Here is a 24,986-nt window from a genome sequence, read left to right on the forward strand (position 1 = left end):
AGGCATCAGCCCGCAAGAATGCCGCATGGCGGGCACCTAACCGAAACGGTTGCTCGGTCGGCCTCGTTCTCCCGGCCGGAGCGCAAAACGCCGCCCTCGTTCGGATGCGCGTCAAGGTGCTCCGCCGTCATCGTGAAGCGCGCCGAGGTGACGAACAGCGTATCGAGTTTGGCGCCGCCAAAGGCGCAGCTTGTCGGCCAGGAGCAGGGTAGTTCGACGATCCGATCCAGTCGGCCGTCCTGCGCGATGCGAGCAAGGCAGCTGCCGCCGACGACCCGGCAGTTCCAGATGTAGCCTTCGGCGTCCATGCAGGAGCCGTCGGGCAGGCCCCGCTCGAAGGCCCCGAAAAACCGGCGCCGGTGTTCAAGCCGCGATGCGGTCCTGTCCCAAGCATAGCTGTAGAGTTCGTTCTTCATTGTGTCGGCGGTGATGAAGCGACCGTCCGGTGTCCATGCCATGGTGTTGGTGATGCCAAAGCGGTCGTCGGACAGGCGCGTCACGCGGCCGTCGGGAGCAACCCGAAACAGCTGCCCGGCCTCCTGCGTGATGGCGACGGGCGCATCATCCGGTCCGATGTTGTTGGCCATCGTGCCGACCCAGAATGACCCATCGGGCGCGATGACGCCTTCATTCAGCCGGATGTCGGGTCTGTCCGGCTCGATCGTCGCAATCGTTCGGAACTTCCCGCCGAAGTCCCACAAGGCAATCTCGTTCCTGAGGCCGACAATGGCGCCGCCATCGGTGCGCAGGCCGATCGAGGTGACCAGATCGGGTGTCTCCCAGGACTCGTGAACTGAGGTCAGCGGATCCAGTCTGTGGATCCTGCGGCCGATAATGTCGATCCAGACCAGCCGGTCGCAGCGGTCGTCCCAGAGCAGGCTCTCGCCGACGACATCACGCGCATCGAAGAGCAGGCCAGCGTTCATATCGTCCATGCGGTTCCTCCAGACCAGCGCATCCAGAACACGCTTGACATATATCTTTCGGATGAATTATCAGCAACTGAATAACAACCTGTCATACAGGTTCAAGGGAGAGACATGCAGGATCCGACGGAGACAGCGGCTGAGCCGAATCCCGGCCTTGTGAGCACGGCGATCCAGGCGATCACCCAGCACATCCGCTCGGAGGGCCTTGCGGCCGGCGATCCGCTGCCCAGCGAAGCGGCCATGACGCGTCAGCTCAATGTCTCGCGAACCGTCGTGCGCGAAGCGTTCCGGTCGCTTTCTGCAATGCGCCTGATCGACATGAGCGCCGGGCGCCGCGCCACCGTCGCCAAGCTCGACACCGGCGCCATGTCGATGGTGATCGAGCACGGCATCACCACGCAGCAGATCAGCGTGCATCAGGTTTATGATGTCAGGCGCACGATCGAGATGCGCACCGTGGCGCTGGCGGCGCTCCGCCGCACCGAGGCGGAAGCCGCGGCAATCGCGCAATCCGCCAGGCTGATGCGTGAGAATTTCCAGCACCCTGAGATCGTCATGGAGCACGACATCGCCTTTCACGAGGCGATCGCGGCGGCCTCGCACAACCCGGTCTTCTCGCTGATCGTCACCGCCTTCAGCGGGGTCACGCGCCGCACCTGGGTGATCGGCTGGCGGACACGCTCCTCCAGCGAAGACCAGCTCAAGATGATCAAGGGGCACGAGGACATAGCCGAGGCGATCCTCAAGGGCGATCCGCGGCTCGCCGTCGAGCACATGGCGCAACATTTCGACAAGAGCGTCAAGGCGCTCCTCGACGCGGGAATCGCCTGACATGAAGATCACCGCGATCGAGACCATTCGCATCGAGGAGCGGCCCAACCTTCTCTGGGTCGAGGTCCATACCGACGAGGGCATCACCGGGCTCGGCGAGACCTTCTTCCTGTCGCGCACCGTCGAAGCGTATCTGCACGAATATGTCGCGCCACGCGTGATCGGCCGCGATCCGCTCGAGATCGACCTTTTGTCCGCCGACCTTGTCGGCTATCTCGGCTTCCGCTCCAGCGGCGCGGAGGTGCGCGGAAATTCGGCCTTCGACATCGCGCTGTGGGACATTTTCGGCAAGGTCACAGGCCAGCCGATCGCTCAGCTTCTGGGTGGCTTCAGCCGTCGCTCCATCCGCACCTACAACACCTGCGCCGGCACCGAATACATCAAGGACGCCAAGGGCCAGACGACGGCCAATTACGGCATCGGCGCCGGGCGCGACTACGACGATCTCAACGGCTTCCTCAACCGCGCCGGCGAGTTGGCCGAGGAACTGCTCGAGGACGGCATCACTGCCATGAAGATCTGGCCGTTCGATCACGCCGCCGAAAAGACGCGTGGCAATGACATCTCGGCGGCCGACCTGAAATCGGCGCTGCAGCCGTTCGAGAAGATCCGTCGCGCCGTCGGCGACAAGATCGACATCATGGTCGAGTTCCATTCGATGTGGCAGCTTTTGCCGGCCATGAAGATCGCCGACGCGCTGAAACCTTACGCCACCTACTGGCACGAGGACCCGATTCGCATGGACAGCCTCGGTGACTTGAAACGCTACGAGGCGGTCAGCCCGGCGCCGATCTCGGCCTCCGAGACGCTGGGCAGCCGCTGGGCCTTCCGCGACCTGCTCGAAACCGGGGCTGCCGGGATCGTCATGCTCGACATCTCCTGGTGCGGCGGCCTGTCGGAGGCGCGCAAGATCGCTGCGATGGCGGAGGCCTGGCGGCTGCCGGTCGCGCCACATGACTGCACCGGTCCGGTCGTGCTCGCCGCCTCGACGCATCTGTCGCTCAATGCGCCTAATGCGCTGGTGCAGGAGAGCGTGCGCGCCTTCTACCGCACCTGGTACCGGGACCTGGTGACGGCGCTGCCGGAAGTGAAGAACGGCATGATCACCGTGCCGCCTGGACCGGGCCTGGGGCTGGCGCTCAACCCCGACCTGGGCAAGGCCTACACCGTCCAGCGCCGCGTCTCCGACTAGACCGACATCTAGGAAATCCAAAGGGAGGAATTGAAATGAGAAAACTGACTGCAACACTTCTGCTTGGCGTCGCTATCTTCGGCGCCCAGACCGCCGCGCGTGCCAACGGGTTGAACATCGTCTTCACCCACCATTCGTCGGCATCGAACACCTTCTGGCAGGCGGTGAAGAAGGGTTTTGACGACGGCTGCGCCAAGGTCGAGGCCAGCTGCAACATGGTCTTCACCCAGACCGAGGGTTCGATCGAACAGCAGGTCGCCAACATGCGTGCGGCCCTTGCCGCCAAGCCCGACGCGCTGCTGACCTCGATCGTCGACGACCATGCTTTCGATGACGTCATCAAGGAGGCGCGCGATGCCGGCGTGCTCGTGATCGCCGTCAATGTCGACGACACCGAAGGCGCCAAGGGCAATGCGCGCCAGGCCTTCGTCGGGCAGGGCTTCAAGCCGGCGGGCTATTCGCTCGCCAAGGCTATATCCGAAAGCTTCCCGAAGGATGGCCCGATCAAGGTGCTGGTTGGCATCTCGGCGCCCGGCCAGAACTGGTCCGAGAGCCGTGGCGCCGGCGTGATGCAGTTCCTTGAGGAATACAAGGCCGCGCATGCCGACCGCGATGTGTCGTGGGAGCGCATCGACAGCGGCACCGATCTTGCCGTCACCTCCGACCGCGTCGGCGCCTATCTCAACGCCCATGCCGACACCACCGCCTATTTCGACACCGGATTCTGGTGCGCCGGCGTCGCCCGCGTGCTGCAGGACCGTGGCGTAGCGCCGGGCAAGGTCCTGCTCGGCGGTTTCGACCTGGTGCCCGAAGTGCTGCAGCAGATGCAGAAGGGCTACGTGCAGGCGCTGGTCGACCAGCAGCCCTACATGCAGGGCTTCATGCCGGTGATGGAGGCCTATCTCAACAAGAAGATCGGCCTGGCGCCTTCCGACATCGACACCGGCCAGGGCATCGTGCGGCCGAACGAAGCCGATGCGATCATGGCGCTTTCCGCCCAGGGAATGCGCTGACAGCGCAGCGCCGATGAGCGGTTTTGCATCGGCGGCGCCCGCGCGCCGCCGATGCCTCAACAGAAGTTCGAATTCCTGGAGCCTGACGTGAAGCGTCTGTTCAAGACCTATCTCGAAAAGCCGGAGCTGGCCGGTCTGATCCTGCTCTTGCTGCTGATCATCGTGTTCCAGATCCGCTCGCATGGCGTGTTCCTCAACCAGGACAATCTTCGCGGCATTCTCGGCATCCTGCCGGAGGCCGGCCTTGTTGCCATCGGCGTCACCATCCTGATGATCAGTGGCGAGTTCGACCTCTCCGTCGGCTCGGTGTTCGCGCTGATGCCGATGACGATGGCGGTGCTGATGGTGCACGACGCCCCGTTCCCGCTGGCGCTGCTCGCCGGACTGCTTGTCGCAGCCGCCATCGGCTTCATCAACGGCTACATCACCATCCGCTTCGCCATACCGAGCTTCATCACCACGCTCGGCATGCTGTTCATGGCGCGCTCGCTCACCGTCGTCGTTTCGGGCGGCTTCCCGCCGCTGCTGCCTGCCGACCTGCCGAACTGGCTGTTCACATCCTTCGTGGGCCCCGGCAACATGTTCCGCATGTCCTTCCTCTGGTTTGCCGGCATTGCGGTGCTGACCTCGCTGATGCTTTCGCGCACCAATTTCGGCAACTGGATCAAGGCCACCGGCGGCTTCCCGCCGGCCGCCGCCGCGATGGGGATCCCGACCACCAGGGTCAAGATCATCTGTTTCATGCTCTGTTCGATGCTCTCCGGCTTCGCCGGCATGCTGCAAGTGCTGCGGCTGGGCTCGCCCTTGCCTTCGATCGGCGAGGGCATGGAACTGCAGGCGGTGGCGTCCGCCGTCATTGGCGGCGCTTCGCTCGCCGGCGGTATCGGCACCGTGATGGGCGGCATCATCGGCACGACGCTTATCCGCGTCATCGACAACGGCCTCGTGCTCAGCCATGTCGACGCCAATTGGTTCAAGTTTGCCATCGGCTTCCTGACCATATTCGCCGTCGTCGCCAATGCTTGGATGCGCAAGCGCGCCAAGGCCATCAAGATGGAGGATTGAGCGATGGCCGACGCGATCATCTCCGTGCACAACCTTCACAAATGGTATTCCGGCGTCCATGCGCTGAAAGGGGTGACGCTCGACTTCACCCGGGGCGAGGCGCTTGGCCTGGTCGGCGACAATGGCGCCGGCAAATCGACCCTCATCAACATCCTCTCCGGCGTCCACACGGCGGACCAGGGCGAGATCAAGGTCGAGGGCAGGACTGTCCGCATCGCCAAGCCGCGCGATGCGATGGATCTCGGCATCGAGACGATCTACCAGTACAATTCCATGGTACCGACCATGTCGATCGCCAGGAACCTGTTCATCGGCCGCGAGCCGACCCGGTTTTCGGTCTTCGGCGTCGGCTTGCTCGATCAGAAGAAGATGGCCAGCGAAAGCATCCGCGCGATTGCCAATGTCGATCTGCACCTGCGCTCGCCGGATGCCCTTGTCGGCGAGCTTTCCGGCGGCCAGCGGCAGGGCGTCGCCATCGCCCGGGCAATGCATTTCAAGTCGAAGGTGATGATCCTCGACGAGCCGACCAACCATCTCTCCGTCAAGGAGACGAGGAAGGTGATCGGCTTCGTGCGTGGCCTGAAAGAGCAAGGCATCACCGGCGTCTTCATCAGCCACAACATGCATCATGTCTTCGAATGCTGCGACCGCGTCGTGGCGATGGCGCGCGGCGAAATCGTGCTGGACAAGCGGGTCGCGGAGACCTCGATCGATGAAGTCCACGGCGTTCTGTAAGAGGTGGCGGCAATGAAAGCCCTTGCCGATCGCGTCGTGCTTCTGACCGGCGGCCTTGGCTCGCTCGGCCGTGCCCAGGCGGTGACGCTGGCGCGGGCCGGCGCGCGCGTGCTGGTGCTCGATCGCCCCAATAGCGAAGACGGGCCAGGGATTGCCTCGGAAATGGCCGCGCAGACAGGCGGCAACGTCGCCTTTGTCGGCTGCGACCTCAACCGGCTTGCGGAGGCGGAGGCTACGGTGGCGGCGCTGGCGGCGAGGGAAGGGGGCATCGACGTCTTGATCAACAACGCTGCCCTGATCATCAACCGGCCGTTCGAAGAATTCTCGCTGACCGAGTATGAGGATCAGATCCGTGTCAACTCTTCGGCCGCCTTCGCCTTGGCGCGGGCCTGCGCGCCGGCGATGAAGGCGAAGGCCTATGGCAAGATCGTCAATTTCTGCTCCATCACGCTCAACGGCCGCTGGGACGGCTACGTGCCCTATGTCGCGTCCAAGGGCGCGATGCTGGGTCTGACCAAATCGCTGGCGCGGGAGCTTGGGCCGCACGGCGTCCGGGTCAACGCCGTGTCCCCGGGCGCGGTTGTTTCGGAGGCCGAGGCGCGGGTGTTCGGCGACCGGCTGGCGCAATACAACGAGTGGATCCTGGAGAACCAGGGTCTCAAGATGCGCATCGGGCCGCATCACGTTGCCGATCTCGTACTGTTCCTCGCATCGCCCGCCTCGGACATGATCAGCGGCCAAAATATCGCTATTGACGGCGGTTGGTAGGGATGGCCGGCCTCCTGGAACTGCGCGACGACAGCGCCCGTCTGGTCCTGGCGCCGCAAAAGGGCGCGGCGATCGCCCGCTTCGACGCACTGGTCTGCGGCGCAACGGTGCCGCTGCTCCGCCCCGACGATGGCACCGGCGCCTCCGGCTGCCAGCTTCTGGTTCCCTGGTCGAACCGCATCTCAGGCGGCGGTTTCGCCTTCGACGGCCGCTTCCATGCGATCGAGCCGAACGTGCCGGGGGAGGCCTTTCCAATCCATGGCGACGGCTTCCAGAGGGAGTGGCGGATTGCCAGCCACAGCGCCACCGAGGCAGAACTGGTCCTCGACGCCGGTGAAATCGGCCCCTACCGATATACGGCGCGGGTCGCCTATGCGCTGCATGACGGGGCCTTGGATGCCACGCTCACGGTGGAGAATCGCACCGGCATTCGCCTGCCTTACGGGCTCGGCTTTCATCCGTGGTTCCCGCGCAGCGCCGGAACGACGCTCGAGGCGAAGGCGGCGCGGGTCTGGCTGGAGGACAAGCATCATCTGCCGGTCGGCGTGGCGCCGGTGGCCGATTACCCCGCGTGGAATTTCTCGAACGCCTCCCTGTTGCCGCGAAGCTGGGTCAACAACGCCTTCGACGGCTGGGACCGCCGCGCCAGGATCACCCGGCCCGAGGACAGGATCGCCATCTCGCTCACCGCCTCGCCATTGCTCGACGTCTTCATCCTCTATTCGCCGTCGCAGGATGCCGATTTCTTCTGCTTCGAGCCGGTGTCGCATACCGTCGATGCGCATCACGGCAAAGGGCTGACCCCGCTTGAGCACGGCGCTACACTGAGTGCAAACATGCGCCTCGATTGGCGTTCCGCTGCTTCGCTCTGATGCGTCATGTGCACACCCACTCGCGGATCTTGCATTTTTGTCCGTTCCGCTCGCACGCCTGCAGTGTCAGGTCTTCGGCATCCCGGCGTGTTTGCGCCGTCTCGGCGCCCCAACTGGTCAGCCGCCCTTCCGGCTTCTCGCCTACGGCGAGGGCGCCGCAATGCTTGTAGGGAAAGCCGGTATTGTCGTCATCGTCCCAATGGCGATGATTGCGGAATACGCTGACCACGGCGCAGCTGCCGCCGCCGGCGTTCTGGCAATGCTTCAGCGCGATGTCCATCGCCTCCTGCCGCTTGTCGGCGCCCCAAAAGAAGCCGTGCTTCTCGTCGGGGCTCGAATAGGCGATCGCCGCCCAGATGCCTCTCTCCTCCTGGGCCGGCGGCTCGGGCACGTCCGCCGCCGGGGCGAGGTCCGCCGCGCCCAGCCGTCCGGCGCAAAGCAACAGCATGCCGATCGCCGCAATGGCGGAATTCACCCTCATTGTACGCCTCCTTGTTTACCTGCTGCCGAGGCCACGGAAATGACGACGCAGCTGTTGCCGGTTGGCAGCAGCATCGCGTTGCCCCCTCCATTGGCCAGTTCATAGACGCTGATTTGTCCAAGATTGTTGGCGAGCTTGCTGTCTTTCGGAAGCAGGGCCGGAACATCGGCGCAATTGGCCGCGAATGGCGCCACCCTGACCATCGTACCTTCGCAAACGGATGCGGTGGGTGCCGCGAACACCAGGCCTGCCGCCGGGCCGCTGTAGCCCTGTGTGGCGTAGTTCATGCCGACCAGGGCTTCCACGAGGTGTTTGTCGGGGGCCTCGTTGTTCCAGATCGACTGGACGCTGTACGTCGTGCCGGTTGTCAGCATCTGCCCAAGGGCTGGGAAAATGTTGGAACAAGACTGCAAGCCTGCCTCTTTGGCGTGTTGCAGAAATGGCGTCTCGGCCAGGGCCGGATTGGGCTGGTTGGTCTCCGCGACCGCCGGCTGCGGCAATAAATTGTGGAGCAGGTCGTAGCGCATGGCCGCGAAGCCGGCCGTGGCGACGACGGCAATGGCGAGCAACGAGAAGACAGCGGTCCTCGCGCGGTTTCGTTGCGGTCTGCTCCGGTCTTCGATGCCGACCCGGACAGCATCCTTTCCCTGGTTGCGGGACATTATCCGGTCATGGATCGATTGCTGGTTCATCGCGATTGCCTCGTCAATTGATCGCCGCAACGGCCGCGGCCAAGCCCTTGAGGGTCGCGGTTACGTTGATCGTCCTGCCATCCGTGGTCGGGAAGGAGATGACGGATGCCGCGGCCTTCGAAATCTGTTCGCGCATGATCGGACCAACCGGCAGCATGCCGACGCAGACGGCCTGATTGCATCCGTCGAGTTGAATTTTTATCGGCTCCTTGCGCCCCTCGAATGTCAGCGAGACAGGAGCGTCGCTCTTGGCGATCGGCGGGGCGCGCAAGATCATGTAGGGGTTGCCTTCCTTGGTGGCGGCAAGCGACCAGCTGAACGCAACCTGTCCTGCCTGGTCCTCGATGATCTGGGTGACATTGCAGACCTTTTGGCGCGCCTTCAGGTTCTCGTCGCAGATCAGCGTCCAGTTCTCGAACGGACGGGTGGTCCGTTGATATTCGCCAAGCTTCGCATCCGCAGGGATCGCTACGTCGGAAGGTTTTACCCTGTAGCCGGAAGGGATCGCTTCCTGCCCGGCCGCTAACGGGCCGGACAGGAGCATTGACGTCATGGATATCGCGACAGCAAGGACTGCCTGCCTGATCATGGCCGGGCTCTAGTTCAGCGTAAGGCTGACGCCCGCGCCGACACCCCAGTGTCCGCCTGCCGTCGTACCGGACAGGTTCGCTCGAACACGTCCTTCCTCGCTGGTGTAGCCGGCGCCGAAGGCCAGGGCGCCTTCACCGCGCCAATAGCCTCCGCCGGCGGCCACGCTCAGCTTGCCGGGACGATCGTCGTAGCGCAGCGAGCCGGCCGCCAAGCCGATTGCCGCAGCCTGGCGCGCCTCGCCCCTGACCTCTCCCATGTCCATGTTGAGCTGGCTGAGTTTGGAGTCCGCATACGCATTGGCTTGCTGCAGCGTGGTGGCCGCCACCTGGTTGGTGTAGTTCTTCGAATTGTCCAGGTTGAGTGCTAACCCGCTGTTGAACTGCTGAACATTGACCGCATCGGTGTTGGCAACGCCCGGCCCGACATTGTGGATGACCACCGGCGTGTTCGGGTCGCCGCCGGCAAGGGTAATCGAGTTGGACTTGTTGCCGTTCCCGTCCTTGTCGTACTGGACGGCGAACTGGTTGAGGTCGCCGACGCTACCCTGCATGGCTTCGACCGCCTGGTTGGTGGCGAAGAGCTGGCTGCCGTTGATGGCGTCGGTGGAGGTGCCGCTGATCCGGCCCGCCGCGACATTGGTGACGGTGCGCTCGTTGCCGACGGTGCCGACGCTGACCGTGCTCGTCGGAGCTGTTCCGGCGAAGGTATAGGCAACGCCGTTGATCGTGGTGCCGGTGGTGGCGACCGCCGCCGCCGTCGTCGAGCCCGCGCCGAGCGCGACGCTGCCCGGCTCGTTGGCCTTTGCGCCGGCGCCGAGCGCCACCGCCTGCGCTCCGTTGGTGGTCGCGTTGGTGCCGAGGGCGATACTGTCGGCCTGGTTGACGGTCGAGTTCTGGCCGATCGCAATGCCTCCCGGCGCCGTCTGCTGCACGATGGCGCCATTGCCGATGCCGATGCCATTGTCGCCATTGACGGTGGTGCGCGGACCGACCGCAACCGAATCGACGCCGACCGCGAGCGAGTCCGCTGCCGTCGAATTGGCGTGGAAATACAAGCTTCCCGTCACCGCGAACGAGCTCAGCGCGCCCTTCAACTGGCGAAGCGTGACCGCGTCCTGGTCCTGCGTGCCGTCGGCCACGTTGATGATCTGGCGATAGGAGGTGGAGGTGCCGACCGAGACGGCGCCGAGCAGGCTCATGTCCGCGGTGTTGTAGGGAATGAGGCCGGTGCCGGAGAGGATCGATCCCGATACGGGCGCGACCGCCCGGTCCGAAACCGAGCCGGCGCCGAGCGCCACGCCGCCGATGACGCTGGCCTGGGTGTCGCGGCCGAGCGCCAGCGCATTGTCGGCGCTCGCGGTCGCCTGGTAGCCGAGGGCGGACGAGCCGATCCCCTGCGCGAAAGAGTCGGCGACGGCGAGCGTCCGGTCGTTGGTGCGCACATAGCGGATGCCGTCGCCATTGGCGTCGGTGTAGGCCAGCGAGGTGTCGCCCGTAATATTGCTGATCGAATTGCCGAGATTGGTGATGTCAGCAGTATTGGCGGCAATGTCGGTGGTGTTCTGCGTCACCTGCTGGTTGGTCGCAAACAGCTGCGAGCCGTTGACCGCATCGGTCGAGGAGTTGCTCAACTGCCCGGCCGCGACGTTCTGGATCTGGCGTTCGGCGCCCACCGAGCCGACCGAGAATGCACCCGCGGGCGTCGCGCCGGCGAAGGTGTAGGCAACGCCGCCGATCGTGGTGCCGCCGACCGCCGTGGTCGCGGTCGACACCGCATTCGCGCCGATCGCCACGTCGCCGGCATTGTTGGCCACAGCATTCGGGCCGATGGCAACGGAATCCGTCCCCAGCGCCTGCGAATCCGCCAGCGTCGAATTGGCGTGGAAATACTTGATGCCGCCGCCCGTGCTGATGCTGTTGATCGTGTTGCCGAGATTGGTGATGTCGGCGGTGTTGGCGGCGATGTCGGTCGTATTCTGCGTCACCTGCTGGTTGGTGGCGAAGAGCTGCGAGCCGTTGATCGCGTCGGTCGACGAATTGCTGAGCCGGCCCGCCGCGACATTGGTGATGGTGCGTTCCGCGCCGACCGCGCCGACGCTGACGGTGCTTGCCGGCGTCGTGCCGGCGAAGTTGTAGGCGACGCCGCCGATCGTCGTGCCGGCGGTGCCGACCGCCGCGGCGGTTACCGAGCCCGAGCCGAGCGCCACGTCGCCGGCGTTGCTGGCATTGGCGAGGGCGCCCAGCGCGATTGCATTCTGGGCGCCGGCATTCGCTCCTACGCCGAGAGCGGTCGCTTGAAAGGCGGTTGCAAACGCGTTCTGGCCGATCGCGGTGCTGGACGTGGCTGTGGCATTGGCGTTGGCACCGACGGCGGTGCTGTATTGGCCCGAGGCCTTGGAGATGTATCCCATCGCCGTTGCGTCAAGCGCCGATGCGACGGCGCCGCTGCCGAAGGCCGAGGCGTTGGCGTCGGAGGCGCTCGAATTGGTGCCGGCCGCGATGGCGTTTGTCCCCGTCGCGGTCGCGACTGGTCCGATAGCAACGGAGTCCGTGCCCGTTGCGGACGAGTCCGCCGCCGTCGAATTGGCGTGGAAATACTTGATGCCGCCACCGGTGCTGATGCTGTTGATCGTGTTGCCGAGATTGGTGATGTCGGCGGTGTTGGCGGCGATCGCCGCCGTGTTCTGCGTCACCTGCTGGTTGGTCGCAAACAGCTGCGAGCCGTTGATCGCGTCGGTCGACGAGTTGCTGAGCCGGCCCGCCGCGACATTGGTGATGGTCCGCTCCGCGCCGAGCGCGCCGACGCTGACAGTGCTCGTCGGCGTCGTGCCGGCGAAGCTGTAGGCCGTGCCGCCGATCGTCGCGCCGCTGGTGCCGACCGCCGTCGCGGTCACCGAGCCCGAACCGAGCGCTACGTCGCCGGAGCTTGCCGTCGCCGTCGCGCCGTTGCCCAGCGCGACATTGCCGGCAAGGCCGGCTGCACCCGCCGTCGAGCCATTGCCCAGCGCCACGGAGCCTTGCCCGACGGCCTTGTTGTTGTTGCCGATGGCAACCGCGCCTGCGGCCTGGTTTGCGGCTGTGGCGGTTGCCGTGCCGTCGCTGTTGGCGATGTTGTTGGCGCCGCCGGTGAAGGCGCCGGTGCCGCTGGCATAGCTCGGATCGCCGATGGAGACCGCGCCGTTGCCGTAAGCCGTGTTGCCGGCGCCAATGGCGACAGCCTTGCCGCCCGTGGCCGTCGCGGCCGTGCCGATGGCAACCGCGTCGGCGGAATTGGCGACCGCAGCATTACCGATCGCCACGGCGTTGGTGGCACTGGCCTTGGAGCCGATGCCGAGCGCGGTGCTGGCAATCCCGCTAGCGGCGGCGCTGACACCGGCGGCAAGAGAATTGTCTCCCGTCGCATTCGCGCCGGACCCGAATGAGGAGGCGTTCGCGCCGCTGGCGACAGCCGTGTTGCCGATCGCTGTGCTGGCGGAGCCACTCGCAACCGAGGTAGCACCCATCGCCGTGGCGAAAGCGCCCGAAGAGAGCGAATTGGTACCGATCGCGATGCTGTTGGGCACAGCCGTGTTGGCCTGAACGCCCGCCTGCGCGCCCGTGCCGAATGCGATGGACTGGTTGCCCCATGCACTGGCTCCTCTACCCACCGCTGCGGCGTTCGTTCCCGTTGCTTTGGTCAGGACGCCAATGGCAAGGGCGTTTTGCTGATTTGCTGTGACATCCGTGCCAAGGGCGATGGCGCCTTGGGCCAAGGCCCCTGACCCCGCAACGGTGCGCGCGCCGATATTGATAGAGTTGATATCGGACGCGACCGACTGGAAGCCTATCGCGATGGCGTTTTGACTGCCTGCATTGGCGTTGGTACCTTGGGCAAGGGAATCGATTCCGCTCTGGGTTGCTTGATATCCAAGCGCCATACCGCGCAGGCCACTAGCACTGGACTGATAGCCCATGGCGTATGCGTATTGGGCGCTGGCTACCGACCCGTAGCCAGTGGCGAACGCATAATTGTTGCTGGCCGTGGCGCCGACACCGACCGCGGTGGAGTTCGATCCCGAAGCGTGGGAGTTTGTGCCCAGTGCGCTGGCCCCGGCCGCAGTGGCGTCGGACTGAACGCCAATGGCTACCGTATTGATGTTGTTTGAAATCGCGCCGCCGCCGATCGCCACCGCGCCGCCGGTGCCTGTGGCCTGCGCATCCTGGCCGATTGCCACTGCGTATTGCGTTGACCCGACAGACCGGGTCCCGATCGCAACAGCATTGAGCTGAGAGGCCGTCGCGGCCGGGCCGATAGCGACTGAGCCACTGGCGGTCGCGGTGCCGCCGCCGGCGGCATACTGCGCGGACGCCGGGGTGGCGATGCTCCCGAATGCGATTGCACCCAGCGCCGCTGCCGCAATTCTGCCGCTGCCCAGCGTGCCAAGCCCCAGACATTTGCGTCGCATGCCGAGCACGCGGCACGCGTTGCGCAGCACCGCCATCAGGCGGCGCCGCACCGAGCGGCTGTCGGCCGCGCCCGCGATCCAGTTTCCGACAAAGCTTGAAGAAAGTTCGATCCTTCTCCGCCCCTCGACGCGTTTGGTCATGCTAGTTTTTCCTCGCAATTGCCGAGGCGCTCTGATGTGCCGCACCATTCGCCTCGGTGGCCAAAAAATCTTCGAAATTGCGCGTCTTCTCCCGCAACGAGAGACCGACCTTCGCGCCTTGTTTTTCAATCAGCTGATAGGCGCTCGCGACCCATGGCTGCGTCGGTTCTGGAACCGTATGCAGTGCAGCCTCCGTCCGTTCCGGCGGCAGGCTTACCGCCACCAGCGCGCGGCAGAGATCGAAATGAAATCCCGGATCGCCTTCACCACAAGCGGGAGAGGTCAGTCCAAGCACGAAACAGGCCAGGAGATGGTCGAGTTCCGCAGCGCTGATCCGGCTGGCGTATTGGCGTTGAAGTGCAGCCCAGGCCGCTTCGGCCTTAGGCGCGAAGACCTCGATTTCCGCGAATTGAATGTCCATGGGACAATCCGACATGCTGTATCATCTGGTTGCTCCCCCGCCCCAAATGACTTCCATCGCGACCATGAGCACATTCGCGGTGCAGGTATTTTGGAATAATCCGGAATCTTTGTAGGAAAATCCGGTATTTGGTCCCTGCGCGACGACTGTGACTGCTCTGCCACACAACCTTCGACTATACTGAAGATCAATCGAGGTATCGCCACGGACAATCATGCGCGCCGCAACAAGCGTTAACGTTGCAGCTTCACCTGCCTGGGGGTTCTGTTCCGGTATCTGGACATGGTGACTGTCAAGTGGCTCTGGTCCGAGAATCCACTGAGATGAGCGACTTCCGCAATCGACAGGTCGCTCTCGATGAGAAGTTTTTCGGCGAAATCGAGACGCAGCCGCAGCAGGTATTTGTGCGGCGGCTCGCCAAAAGTCTTGGTGAATGCCAGGATGAAATGGCTCGGCGACAGGCCACAGAGTGCGGCCAGCTCGGCCACCGCGATCTTGCTGGAAAAATTTACCTCCAGGAATTCCCGCACCCGCCGGGCGCTGCGGTTCGACAGACCGCCCTTTGGGGCTTGTGGCAACTTTCGCGCTCCTGCGTAGTTCCGAAGCAAATGGACGCCGAACATGGTGACCAACGAATCGACATAGAAGTCGTTTGGAGTTTCCCGATCCGTCAGTTCCGCCTTTAGCAACTGCGCGAGTTGCAGCGCCTGGAAGTCGACGGTCCCGTACGGCGGCGGTTGAAGCTCGGCATGGCCGGTGTCGAATTCACGCGTTGCCAGCTCGAAGAGACTCTCGGGGGTGAGCGCCACGATTGCGCTTTCCGTGGTGGATGACCGGGTCACCTTGCCGCCGAGATCGGCTGGGACGACCATGATCATACCGACGTCGCCGTCGTATTCGTGGACTTTGTCGCTGCCCAGCGATGCCGCTATCCCTGGTGAGGGGGCAAGCAGAACCGAAGCGAAATGTTCCGCCGCTTTGAATGTGTGTGATCCCGGCCGATGAACGACATGAGCCGCGCCGCCTCGAAACGTGACCAGGTAGCGCCCCGCGCTTTCCGGAATTCCGTCGAAGATGCGACGATCCGCGCGCCGCCGCTCTGTCCCGGCGCTTTCCTGGACGTTGCCTCTATGTTGCATCTTCGTCTCTGCCACTGCTGCGCCGATCAATCCAATCCTGTGCTATATCGAGGCGCCCAGAATTCACGTTTGCTCCTGGGCGTTCCTTCGAATCCTACAGATGCTGCTTTATATTGCAAAGAAGAATTTGAGCTCAAATGAAAATTTTACCAGGATTTTGACTATAAATTTACAGGTTTGAATTTTTAGCCAAGGCTACCTGACTATTTTCCGATCTTATCTTACCATTTTGCCTAGTTATTGTGCATAGTGTGCCGTCACAATCCAGCATTGTATTCCGAATATAGATCGCGCGGCCATTGCCAGAGCTGGTCGACTATCTGTCATTGTCACGGGATCCAGCAGCAGTTATCGCCCGAATCATGGCTTCTTTCCCTTGTGCTTCTTCATGGCGGTGGCCAAATGGCCTTGATCCGAAAATCCCGCGAGGTAGGCGACTTCGGCGATGGCGACCCTCCGGGAGCGATCCAGGGCTGCGGACAGAGCATGTCCCGCTCCCCCGCATGGTTGCTCTTCTGGGATTGGCATTTTCGGGGATTGTGTCGAGGGCGTGCCGATCGACCCGATCGGCGCCTGCGCTGCGTTCCTGAACCTCGCCCGCATTTTTCATTCAGCCTTGCCTCAGCCGCTTTGCCAGCCCATCGAAATTCCGTGCCGTTCAAACAGCCAACCCGGAAATCCGGACGGTAATTTGTATCCCCCATAGTCCTGCCCAAAGGCAGCGTAGCGCATCCCGCGGATAGAAAAAACATTGTAGGTGAAGAAAAAAGTTTGCGCGAGAAAAACATGGCCTGGCTTGGCCGGCGCTACGGAATTATCCGGCTCACGCAGGCCTGCTAAAGATTGCCTCGGCGTTTCTCGTACAGATCCCAGCACAGCTCGACCATGGCCAGAAGAACGTCTTCCTGGCTCCACCCGGCGGCAACCGCCGCCTCGACAATTCCGCGGACGAGCGGCAGCAATTGGCGCTCGCATTCGGCCGACAGGTTGGCCTCGGCGCCGTCGGCAGGCGGACTATCGAAATCAAATCCCACCATCGGCGTTCCCCCGCCATCAATGATCTAATGAAATGTATGTCTCTGCAATCATACTCCCGTCTAATATACATCAATCGGTAACGAAACACAGCAGCGTCGAGATTGACAGGGCATGGCCGCCCCGATTGCAGCGGCTCCATGGTTCGTCTGGACGTCTTTTTTGGCCTCCTGTTGCCGGCATTGCATATCTTGGATGCGAACCCCAGGCATTCGCGTAAAGCTATCGGGATCCTGGCGGGGGTTTGCCGCATGGAGCGGAACCTGCCGCTTCATGGCATCGATGAAGTCGATCAGGTCACCGGGCCGAGCAGGACCGAGCCATCCGGCACCCCGCCATCGATCGGGATGGCTCTGCGGTTTGCGCTCGCCGCCATCGGCTGGCCGATGTCGGACGTCACGATAACCGGGCTCTTCGACGGCACGCGGTCGTAGAGGTCGATGATGTCCTGATTTATCAGGCGCACGCAGCCTGACGAGACGGATTTGCCGATCGAGTTCCATTCCGGCGAGCCATGCAGGCGGTAGAGCGTGTCGACGTTGTCGTGGAACAGGTAGAGCGCGCGGGCGCCGAGCGGGTTCTTGAGGCCGCCGGGCATGCCGCCGTTCTTGGCGCTGTATTCTTCCAGTTCAGGCTGGCGGGCAACCATCTCATCGGGCGGCGTCCATTTCGGCCATTTCTGCTTCCACTGGACGACGGCGTCTCCCGACCATTCGAAGCCGGCGCGGCCGAGGCCGACGCCGTAACGGATCGCCTGGCCGCCTTCGCGCACCAGATAGAGGAAATGGTTGGTCGTATCGACGATGATGGTACCTGGCCGCTGGCCGGTCGGATCGGGAACGATCTGGCGCAGGAACTGCGGGTCCATCTTCTTGATCGGGATCGCTGGGAGCTCGAACCCGCTGTCGGAAATCGGGCCGTACATCGTCGCATAGTCGCCGAGCGGCGGCTCATCATAGGTCGGCGGTGGCGGTTCGACCGGCGCCGGTGCCGGTCCGGTGGTGGTGCAGGCGGAGACCGCAATCGAGGCGGCGCCAAGGGCTGCGGCATTCAGAAAGCCGCGACGGCTCAGGCGATAGTGGTCAATTTCGGTCTTCAACATGGTTGCCTTTTTTAAGTCTCAAATCGCAAGAAAGCGTGAATGCCTTCAGGCGGCGCAGTGGTCGGCCTCCCCCAATGCCTGACGCGATAGGCGGTTCCGATTCTGGCCTGAGGGTGGACAAACAAAGGCGAAGCTGTGACCGCCCTGCCACTGTTGCTCGAAGGCAACAGAGTGATCAGCCGCCGGTCAGCAGGCCTTCAAGCGACGGCAGGATCAGCGCCGGCGGGAAATCCCGGTATTCCTCGGGCTGGTTGGCGCGGTTGATCCAGACGGTGCGAAAGCCGAATTTGGTGGCGCCGGCGATGTCCCAGCGGTTGGACGACTGGAACGAGACGGCGCCCGGATAGAGTTGCCAGCCCGTCGCCACCATGTCGTAGGTCGACGGGTCGGTCTTGAAGCGCCTGACGGCGTCGACCGAAAAGATATCGTCCAGCACCTGGTCGAGGGCGGCCGACTTGACCGCCGCTTCCAGCATCTCGGGCGAGCCGTTGGACAGGATTGCGAGCTTGGCGCCGGATGCTTTCAGTGCCTTCAGCACGGCCGGCACTTCCGGATAGCAGTCGAGCCGCCAATAGGCTTCGAGCAGCTTGGCCTTCAGTCCCTTGTCGGCGGAGGGAACCTTGCGCAGGGCGAAATCGAGCGCCTGTTCGGTGAGCTGCCAGAAATCGGCATAGCCGCCCATCAGCGTGCGCACCCAGGAATATTCCAGCTGCTTGGCGCGCCAGATTTCCGAAAGCAGCGGGCCGTCAGGGCCGATCTCGCCGTCGTGACGGCGCACGGCGGCGTGCACGTCGAACAACGTGCCATAGGCGTCGAAAACGTAAGCCGCGTAATGCATGGCGACAGTTTTGAGGGCAGGCGGCGCAAGGTGCAAGCATCGATTGTAGTCTTGATCGCTTTCTTGGGGCGCTCTGGCCTCAACAAAAACCGCTCCATGCCGGTTGACGGCGCCGGTCAAAGCATCTTCCAATGCTTGGCACAGGCAGCTTTGAAGCGGAACCGAACAATGACACTGGCGACTGCGGCGCTATCGGCGACATGGACCTTCGTCGACGGCGACTGGTACGAAGGCAACGTCGCCATTCTGGGTCCGCGCAGCCACGCCATGTGGCTCGGCACCAGCGTCTTCGACGGCGCCCGCTGGTTCGAAGGCGTCGCCCCCGATCTCGAGCTGCATGCCGCTAGGGTGAACGCATCGGCGACCGCGCTCGGCCTCGCGCCGTCGATGAGCGCCGATGAGATTGTTGGACTGACCTGGGACGGGCTGAAGAAGTTCGACGGCAAGACAGCGGTCTACATCAGGCCGATGTACTGGGCCGAGCATGGCGGCTATATGGGCGTGCCGGCCGATCCGGCCTCGACCCGTTTCTGCCTCTGCCTCTACGAATCGCCGATGATCTCGCCGACCGGCTTTTCGATCACCGTGTCGCCGTTCCGGCGGCCGACCATCGAGACCATGCCGACCAATGCCAAGGCCGGCTGCCTCTATCCCAACAATGGCCGCGCCATCCTCGAAGCGAAGGGACGCGGCTTCGACAATGCGCTGGTGCTGGACATGCTGGGCAATGTCGCCGAGACCGGAACCTCGAACATCTTCCTGGTCAAGGACAGCCACGTGTTGACGCCGGCGCCCAACGGCACCTTCCTGTCCGGCATCACCCGCTCGCGCACCATGACGCTGCTTGGCGATTACGGCTTCAAGACCACGGAGAAGATGCTGTCGGTGCGCGACTTTCTCGAAGCCGATGAGATCTTTTCGACCGGAAATCATTCCAAGGTCGTGCCGATCACCCGCATCGAGGACCGCGATCTGCAGCCCGGGCCGGTGGCCAAGAAAGCGCGCGACCTTTATTGGGAATGGGCGCATTCGACTTCCGCCGGTTGAGCCGCTAAAAGGCAATTGGCGCTTCATTCCGGAGTTGTTCCAGATCAATGCAGCCCTATCTTAATCCGGTATCCGCACCGGATTTTTCCATGAGGAGTATGACCGATGGCTTTTGAATTGCCCGCCTTGCCCTACGACTACGAGGCCTTGCAGCCTTACATGTCGAAGGAGACGCTGGAGTATCACCACGACAAGCACCACAAGGCTTATGTCGACAACGGCAACAAGCTGGCCGCCGAAGCGGGCCTTGGCGATCTGTCGGTCGAAGAGGTGGTCAAGCAGTCGTTCGGCAAGAATGCCGGCCTCTTCAACAACGCAGCCCAGCACTACAACCACATCCATTTCTGGAAGTGGATGAAGAAGGGCGGCGGCGGCAACCAGCTTCCGGGCGCCCTGCAGAAGGCTTTCGACGCCGACCTCGGCGGCTACGACAAGTTCAAGGCCGACTTCATCGCCGCCGGCACCACGCAGTTCGGTTCGGGCTGGGCCTGGGTCTCGGTCAAGGACGGCAAGCTGGCGATCTCCAAGACGCCGAACGGCGAGAACCCGCTCGTCCATGGCGCATCGCCGATCCTCGGCGTCGATGTCTGGGAACATTCCTATTACATCGACTACCGCAACGCGCGGCCGAAATATCTCGAGGCCTTCGTTGACAGCCTCATCAACTGGGACCATGTCCTTGAAATGTACGAAGAGGCGAAAGCCTGATCGACCCAGAGAAGCCCCGGTACTCCGGGGCTTTTCTTTCTCAGCTGAAGCAGCAGGCACACAAAATTCGGCAGAATCCGGCCGGCGGACAGGGAATAATCCCGGCCCGCCCTCCGTTAACGTTAGGTCGCGACCCCTCATCATCCTGGAGCCAATTGAATGAGAAAGCTTGTTATCGCCATCTCTATGCTCAGCCTCGCCGCCTCGGCGGCTTTTGCCGACCCGATCCTCGACCGACAGGGACTGATGAAGGAACGCGGCAAGATTGTCGGCGGCCTGTCGAAAATCGCCAAGGGCGAGGCAGACTTCGATGCCGCCGCCGTGCTGACGGCGCTGCAGGCGCTGCAAGTCAATGCCGAGAAGTTCGATGTCGACGCGCTGTTCCCGGCCGGCAGCGACAGCGGTGATACCACCGCCTCGCCCAAAATCTGGGAAGACATGGCGGGCTTCAAATCGACCGAGGACAAGTACCTCGCCGACGTCAAGGCCGCAGTCGCCGCCGCACCCGCCGATGTCGATGCGCTGAAGGCGCAGATCGATACGCTCGGCAGTGATTGCGGCACCTGCCACAAGACCTATCGGGTGAAGAAGAGCTGATCCCGGGCAATGCCCTTGTGGAAAAAATTTGTCGGCGCCGCCCTTGTCCTGGGCGTCGTCGGTGCCGGCGCCGGCTGGTTCCTGTCGGCGCCGGTCAAGCTCGACACTGGCACCCTGGCGCAGCTCGGCCCCGGCGACGCCGCCAGGGGGAAGCGCATTTTCAATGCCGGCGGCTGCACCTCCTGTCACGCCAAGCCGGGCTCGCAAGGCGACGGCCGTTTGCAACTGGTCGGCGGCCTCGAGCTCAAGACGCCGTTCGGCACCTTCGTGCCGCCCAACATCTCGCAGGATCCCAAGGACGGCATCGGCGCCTGGACGGTCGAGGACCTTGCCAACGCCATGCTGAAGGGCGTGTCGCCGTCGGGCGAGCATTTCTATCCGGCCTTCCCCTACACATCCTACGCCCGCATGAAGCCGGCTGATATTGCCGATCTCTATGCGTTCCTGAAGACGCTGCCGGCGGTGGCCGGCAAGGCGCCGGACAATTCGCTGAGTTTCCCCTTCAACATCCGTCGCGGCCTCGGCCTGTGGAAGCGGCTCTATCTCAGCAAGGAGCCGGTGATTGCCTTTGCCGATGGCACGCCTGATCCGGTACTGGCCGGCCGCTATCTGGTCGAGGGACCCGGCCATTGCGGCGAATGCCACACGCCGCGCGACGTCACCGGCGCCACCAGGAAGAGCCAGTGGCTGGCTGGCGCGGCGGCCGCCGAAGGCAGCGGCATCGTGCCGAACATCACATCGGGCGAAGGCGGGCTCGGTGACTGGTCGGAAGCCGACATCGCCAACTATCTCGAAACCGGTTTTACCCCTGATTTCGATTCGGTAGGCGGCGCCATGGTCGACGTGCAGCGCAACATGGCCGAACTGCCGCCGGCAGATCGCGCGGCGATAGCCGCCTATCTCAAGGCGGTGCCGCCACATCCCAACGGCTACCCGGTGCGCAGCAAGCCGGCCAAGTGATCCCGGCTACAGGTGGCCATCTACAGGTGGCGATCGCCGAGGAAGTCGAAGCCCGTCTCGAAGAAATGGCTGTAATTGCAGGTCAGTTCCTCGCCGGGTGCGATGTCGCGCAAGGCATAGGTTTCCTCGGGCGAGGAGACATCGCAATTCGGTTCGTCGTCATGGTTCATGTAGCGGGCGTCGTCGGCTTCGAAGACGATGTAGTTCGGATCCCGGCGGTCTGGATAGGAATAACGGTCGAGATAGTTCTTCACCGGGCCGCTCTCGCCTTCATAGGTCTCGACGTCGATGATCCGGTCGAATTTGGGGTCGAGCTTCCAGACCAGCGTGCCCTTGGCAATGTGGTTCCTGGCGAAAACCCCGATGCCCTGGATCGGTGATTTCTCGAGATAGGTGTCGACGAGCAACATAGTGGCCCCTTTGCGTATGTCATGGTCTGGAAGGTGGCGCGCATGGGTAGCGCGCAGCCATTGCAAATGCGAGTGAAAATGAGCAGCCCGGAATTCAAAAAGTGACGACCGGCGCGCCTCGACGGGCGCGCTTTTGGCTTCGACATCAGCGCTGCTGCAAGGCCAGACGAACGCCTAACGCGCAGTAGATGCCGCCAACCACCTTGCCTTGCCATTTCACCACCGACGGATTGCGGCGCAGGAACGTGCCGAGCCGGCCCGCACTCACGGCAAAGACGATTGTGCTGAAAAAGCCGAGCAGAACAAAGATTATGCCCAGCGTCATCAGCTGGAGCATCACCGATCCGTTTTCAGGCCGCACGAACTGGGGCAGGAAGGCGAGGAAGAAAAGCGCCGTCTTTGGGTTTAGCACTTCGGTCAGGACAGCTTGACGAAACGCCTTGCTGGCGGAGATCGCGAGTGCGCCGGCAGTAGGGTCGGCCGGTATTCTCTCGATGATCGCGCGAATGCCGAGGTAAACCAGATACGCCGCGCCGATATATTTTACGACGCTGAACAGCGTTGCCGAAGTGGCGATGATCGCCGAAATGCCGACCATCGCCATGATGGTATGGAACACATCGCCAGCCGCGACGCCCGCGCCCGTCGCGACGCCAACCCTGGTTCCGGAACTCGTCGCGCGCGCGACCGTCAAAAGCGTGGCTGGGCCAGGAATAAACACAAAGCCAAGCACAACCGCTATGTAAGCCGTCAAGGTGGATAGATCGATCATTGCGACGCCTCCGTTGCATTCTCAGCCTTGCCCGTCACCTCAGGTTCGGGCTTGGCCGTAACCTTGAGCGCGAAGGAGTAGGTATAGGCGATCTCCTCCAGCCTTGAAAAGCGGCCGGAGGCGCCGGCATGGCCGGAATCCATGTTGATCTTGAACAGCACCGGATTGTCGCCGCTCTTGCGCTCGCGCAGCCGCGCCACCCATTTGGCCGGCTCCCAATAGGTGACGCGCGGATCGGTGAGGCCGGCCAGCGCCAGGATCGGCGGGTAGTCGTGATCGGCGACATTGTCATAGGGTGAGTAGGCGGCGATCGTTTGGTAATCTTCCGCCGACGCGATCGGGTTGCCCCATTCCGGCCACTCCGGCGGCGTCAGCGGCAAGCTTGCGTCGAGCATCGTGGTCAGCACGTCGACAAAGGGGACCTCGGCAACGATGGCGCCGAAATTTTGCGGCGCCATGTTGGCGATCGCACCCATCAGCATGCCGCCGGCCGAGCCGCCTTGCGCGACGATGCGGTCGTGTTGGGTGTAACGCTCGGCGACGAGATGCTGCGCGACGGCGATGAAATCGGTGAACGTGTTCATCTTGTGCGCCCGCTTGCCGTCGTCATACCAGCCATAGCCCTTGTCCTTGCCGCCGCGGACATGGGCGATGGCAAAGACAAAGCCACGGTCGACCAGCGAGAACCAGTTGGTGTTGAACGCCGCCGGGATGGCAATGCCGTAAGAGCCGTAGCCGTAAAGCAGGCACGGCGCGGAGCCATCGAGCGGCGTGTCGCGGTGATGCAGGAGCGAGACCGGCACCAGTTCGCCATCGGCGGCCGGCGCCATCAGCCGGCGCGTGACATAATGATCCGGATTGTGACCGGACGGCACTTCCTGGGTCTTCAGCAGCACACGCTCGCGGCTGCGCATATTGTAGTCGAAGACCTGCGCCGGGGTCGTCATCGACGAATAGGTGAAGCGCATGATCTCGGTGTCGTATTCATAGGACCCCGACAGGCCGAGCGAGAACGCCTCTTCGTCGAACGAGATCAGATGCTCCTCGCCGCTGCGGCGATCGCGCACGACGATGCGCGGCAGCCCTTCCTTGCGTTCGAGCCTGACCATATGATCCCTGAAGCCGACCACCGACAGGATCAGCCGGCCTGGCTCGTGCGCCACCAGCTCTTCCCAATTGGCGCGAACCGGGTCATTAGCCGGCGCCGTCATGATCTTGAAGTCCTTGGCGCCGTCGGCATTGGTGAGGACGAAGAAGATGTCGCCGCCTTCTTCCAGATCATATTGCAGGCCAGTCTCGCGCTTTGCCACCAGCTTTGGCTCGGCGAAAGGCTCATCGGCGCGCATCAGGTGATATTCCGAGGTTTCGTGATCGTTGATCCCGATCATGATCCATTCGTTGCAGCGCGTGCCGCCGACATCCATGAAGAAGCCGGGATCGGTTTCCTCATAAATCAGCCGGTCATTAAGGGGGCTGCCGCCGAGCGCGTGGAACAGCACCTTGGACGGGCGATGATTGTCGTCGAGCCTTGTGTAGAAGAAGCCGTCATCGGCGGCATTCCAGACGCCGCCACCACTGGTGGCCTCGATCTGGTCGCTCAGTTCCTTGCCGCTGGTGAGATCGCGCACGCGAAGTGTGAAGAATTCAGAGCCCTTGTCGTCGAACGCCCACAACAGCTTGCGGTGATCGGCCGAATGGTCGACGCCGCCGAGGCGGAAATAGGGCTTGCCCTCGGCTTCCGCGTCGCCATCGAGCAGGATCTGCTCATCGCCGCCATCGCGCGGCATGCGGAAATAGCGGGGCTGTTCGCCGCCAAGCTTGAAGGATGAGCCGTAAGCATAGGGGCCATCCTTCATCGGCACCGTCGAATCATCTTCCTTGATGCGCCGCTTCATCTCGCCGAACAGCTGCTTCCGAAGCTCTAGCGTATCGGCCATAAGCACTGCTTGATAGGCGTTTTCGGCTTCGAGATGGGCGCGGATGCGGCCCTCAAGCAGGGAAGGGTCCCTGAACATCGCCTGCCAGTTCTCGGCCCTCAGCCAGGCATAGTCATCTGTGCGGGTAATGCCGTGATGCGTGTCGAAGACGGGGTGTTTCTCGGGGCTCGGCGGGCTGGCGGTCGGAAAAGCTGAGGTCTTGGTCATTGCGTCTCACTGAAGAAATTACTTGAATGGCAAATGAACACGCCGATCAGCGCGGGTTC

The 24,986-nt window shown here is 63.1% G+C and carries 24 protein-coding genes; 11 read left to right on the forward strand and 13 right to left on the reverse strand.

The genetic code is table 11. The features are described from left to right. Window positions 1-5: 5 nt before the first annotated feature. On the reverse strand, window positions 6-935 hold the full coding sequence (locus tag AC3EML_RS13470; protein WP_352521883.1) for an SMP-30/gluconolactonase/LRE family protein: 930 nt from the start codon (window positions 933-935) through the stop codon (window positions 6-8). A gap of 105 nt (window positions 936-1,040) precedes the next feature. On the opposite strand from AC3EML_RS13470, the gene AC3EML_RS13475 reads away from it, so the two are divergent. From AC3EML_RS13475 to AC3EML_RS13505, 7 genes are all read left to right on the forward strand, one after another. Further along, a complete protein-coding gene (locus AC3EML_RS13475; protein ID WP_352521882.1) occupies window positions 1,041-1,760 on the forward strand; it encodes a FadR/GntR family transcriptional regulator in 720 nt (239 codons plus the stop codon). A 1-nt stretch (window position 1,761) separates the two neighbouring features. Further along, window positions 1,762-2,952, forward strand: a complete 1,191-nt coding sequence (locus AC3EML_RS13480; RefSeq protein WP_031208948.1) for a mandelate racemase/muconate lactonizing enzyme family protein — start codon at window positions 1,762-1,764, stop codon at window positions 2,950-2,952. A gap of 35 nt (window positions 2,953-2,987) precedes the next feature. Continuing rightward, window positions 2,988-3,965, forward strand: a complete 978-nt coding sequence (locus AC3EML_RS13485; protein ID WP_023692778.1) for a sugar ABC transporter substrate-binding protein — start codon at window positions 2,988-2,990, stop codon at window positions 3,963-3,965. An 87-nt stretch (window positions 3,966-4,052) separates the two neighbouring features. Next, complete coding sequence (locus AC3EML_RS13490) at window positions 4,053-5,030, forward strand: ABC transporter permease (RefSeq protein ID WP_023702213.1); 978 nt, start codon at window positions 4,053-4,055, stop codon at window positions 5,028-5,030. 3 nt (window positions 5,031-5,033) lie between these two features. Further along, on the forward strand, window positions 5,034-5,765 hold the full coding sequence (locus tag AC3EML_RS13495) for an ATP-binding cassette domain-containing protein (protein ID WP_023692780.1): 732 nt from the start codon (window positions 5,034-5,036) through the stop codon (window positions 5,763-5,765). A 12-nt stretch (window positions 5,766-5,777) separates the two neighbouring features. Next, complete coding sequence (locus tag AC3EML_RS13500) at window positions 5,778-6,533, forward strand: SDR family oxidoreductase (protein WP_352521881.1); 756 nt, start codon at window positions 5,778-5,780, stop codon at window positions 6,531-6,533. 2 nt (window positions 6,534-6,535) lie between these two features. Then, window positions 6,536-7,405: an aldose 1-epimerase gene (locus AC3EML_RS13505; RefSeq protein ID WP_023742672.1), complete on the forward strand. Its 870-nt coding sequence runs from the start codon at window positions 6,536-6,538 to the stop codon at window positions 7,403-7,405. Window positions 7,406-7,409: 4 nt separating this feature from the next. On the opposite strand, the gene AC3EML_RS13510 is transcribed toward AC3EML_RS13505, so the two are convergent. The 9 genes from AC3EML_RS13510 to AC3EML_RS13550 all read right to left on the reverse strand — a co-directional run bounded on the left by AC3EML_RS13510 (window position 7,410) and on the right by AC3EML_RS13550 (window position 18,289). Beyond that, window positions 7,410-7,886, reverse strand: a complete 477-nt coding sequence (locus AC3EML_RS13510; protein ID WP_023687219.1) for a DUF4189 domain-containing protein — start codon at window positions 7,884-7,886, stop codon at window positions 7,410-7,412. After that, window positions 7,883-8,578, reverse strand: a complete 696-nt coding sequence (locus AC3EML_RS13515; RefSeq protein WP_023727661.1) for a hypothetical protein — start codon at window positions 8,576-8,578, stop codon at window positions 7,883-7,885. Before AC3EML_RS13515 ends, AC3EML_RS13510 begins: the two co-directional genes overlap by 4 nt. 13 nt (window positions 8,579-8,591) lie before the next feature. Further along, window positions 8,592-9,167 (reverse strand): invasion associated locus B family protein, encoded by a 576-nt coding sequence (locus AC3EML_RS13520; RefSeq protein WP_023670757.1) that lies wholly within the window; start codon window positions 9,165-9,167, stop codon window positions 8,592-8,594. Window positions 9,168-9,176: 9 nt separating this feature from the next. After that, window positions 9,177-13,754, reverse strand: coding sequence for a YadA-like family protein (locus AC3EML_RS13525; protein ID WP_352521880.1), 4,578 nt, complete (start codon window positions 13,752-13,754; stop codon window positions 9,177-9,179). 1 nt (window position 13,755) lies between these two features. Then, window positions 13,756-14,175, reverse strand: a complete 420-nt coding sequence (locus AC3EML_RS13530) for a hypothetical protein (RefSeq protein WP_023687221.1) — start codon at window positions 14,173-14,175, stop codon at window positions 13,756-13,758. A gap of 233 nt (window positions 14,176-14,408) precedes the next feature. After that, entirely contained in the window at window positions 14,409-15,344 is a 936-nt protein-coding gene (locus AC3EML_RS13535) for a helix-turn-helix domain-containing protein (RefSeq protein WP_023752755.1), read from the reverse strand. A gap of 806 nt (window positions 15,345-16,150) precedes the next feature. Then, window positions 16,151-16,351 carry a hypothetical protein gene (locus tag AC3EML_RS13540; protein WP_023702206.1) on the reverse strand — a complete coding sequence of 67 codons (201 nt, stop codon included), beginning with the start codon at window positions 16,349-16,351 and terminating at the stop codon, window positions 16,151-16,153. A 290-nt stretch (window positions 16,352-16,641) separates the two neighbouring features. Continuing rightward, entirely contained in the window at window positions 16,642-17,451 is an 810-nt protein-coding gene (locus AC3EML_RS13545) for a L,D-transpeptidase (RefSeq protein WP_352521879.1), read from the reverse strand. 175 nt (window positions 17,452-17,626) lie between these two features. Beyond that, window positions 17,627-18,289: a haloacid dehalogenase type II gene (locus AC3EML_RS13550; protein ID WP_488505235.1), complete on the reverse strand. Its 663-nt coding sequence runs from the start codon at window positions 18,287-18,289 to the stop codon at window positions 17,627-17,629. Window positions 18,290-18,457: 168 nt separating this feature from the next. On the opposite strand from AC3EML_RS13550, the gene AC3EML_RS13555 reads away from it, so the two are divergent. The 4 genes from AC3EML_RS13555 (at window position 18,458) to AC3EML_RS13570 (ending at window position 21,601) form a co-directional block, all read left to right on the forward strand. After that, on the forward strand, window positions 18,458-19,336 hold the full coding sequence (locus tag AC3EML_RS13555; RefSeq protein ID WP_023673688.1) for a branched-chain amino acid aminotransferase: 879 nt from the start codon (window positions 18,458-18,460) through the stop codon (window positions 19,334-19,336). Between the two features lie 105 nt (window positions 19,337-19,441). Continuing rightward, a complete protein-coding gene (locus AC3EML_RS13560) occupies window positions 19,442-20,044 on the forward strand; it encodes a superoxide dismutase (protein WP_023699276.1) in 603 nt (200 codons plus the stop codon). Window positions 20,045-20,203: 159 nt separating this feature from the next. Continuing rightward, on the forward strand, window positions 20,204-20,641 hold the full coding sequence (locus tag AC3EML_RS13565) for a c-type cytochrome (RefSeq protein ID WP_023687226.1): 438 nt from the start codon (window positions 20,204-20,206) through the stop codon (window positions 20,639-20,641). Between the two features lie 9 nt (window positions 20,642-20,650). Next, window positions 20,651-21,601, forward strand: coding sequence for a cytochrome c (locus tag AC3EML_RS13570; RefSeq protein ID WP_023699274.1), 951 nt, complete (start codon window positions 20,651-20,653; stop codon window positions 21,599-21,601). Between the two features lie 20 nt (window positions 21,602-21,621). Here AC3EML_RS13570 and AC3EML_RS13575 read toward each other — a convergent pair whose 3' ends face one another. From AC3EML_RS13575 to AC3EML_RS13585, 3 genes are all read right to left on the reverse strand, one after another. Then, on the reverse strand, window positions 21,622-22,011 hold the full coding sequence (locus AC3EML_RS13575) for an SET domain-containing protein (RefSeq protein WP_460221704.1): 390 nt from the start codon (window positions 22,009-22,011) through the stop codon (window positions 21,622-21,624). Between the two features lie 145 nt (window positions 22,012-22,156). Next, window positions 22,157-22,783 carry a LysE family translocator gene (locus tag AC3EML_RS13580; RefSeq protein WP_023684550.1) on the reverse strand — a complete coding sequence of 209 codons (627 nt, stop codon included), beginning with the start codon at window positions 22,781-22,783 and terminating at the stop codon, window positions 22,157-22,159. After that, on the reverse strand, window positions 22,780-24,927 hold the full coding sequence (locus AC3EML_RS13585) for a S9 family peptidase (protein WP_352521878.1): 2,148 nt from the start codon (window positions 24,925-24,927) through the stop codon (window positions 22,780-22,782). The genes AC3EML_RS13580 and AC3EML_RS13585 overlap by 4 nt, the downstream gene beginning before the upstream one ends. Window positions 24,928-24,986: the final 59 nt, after the last annotated feature.

Source organism: Mesorhizobium sp. P170090 (assembly GCF_057786115.1).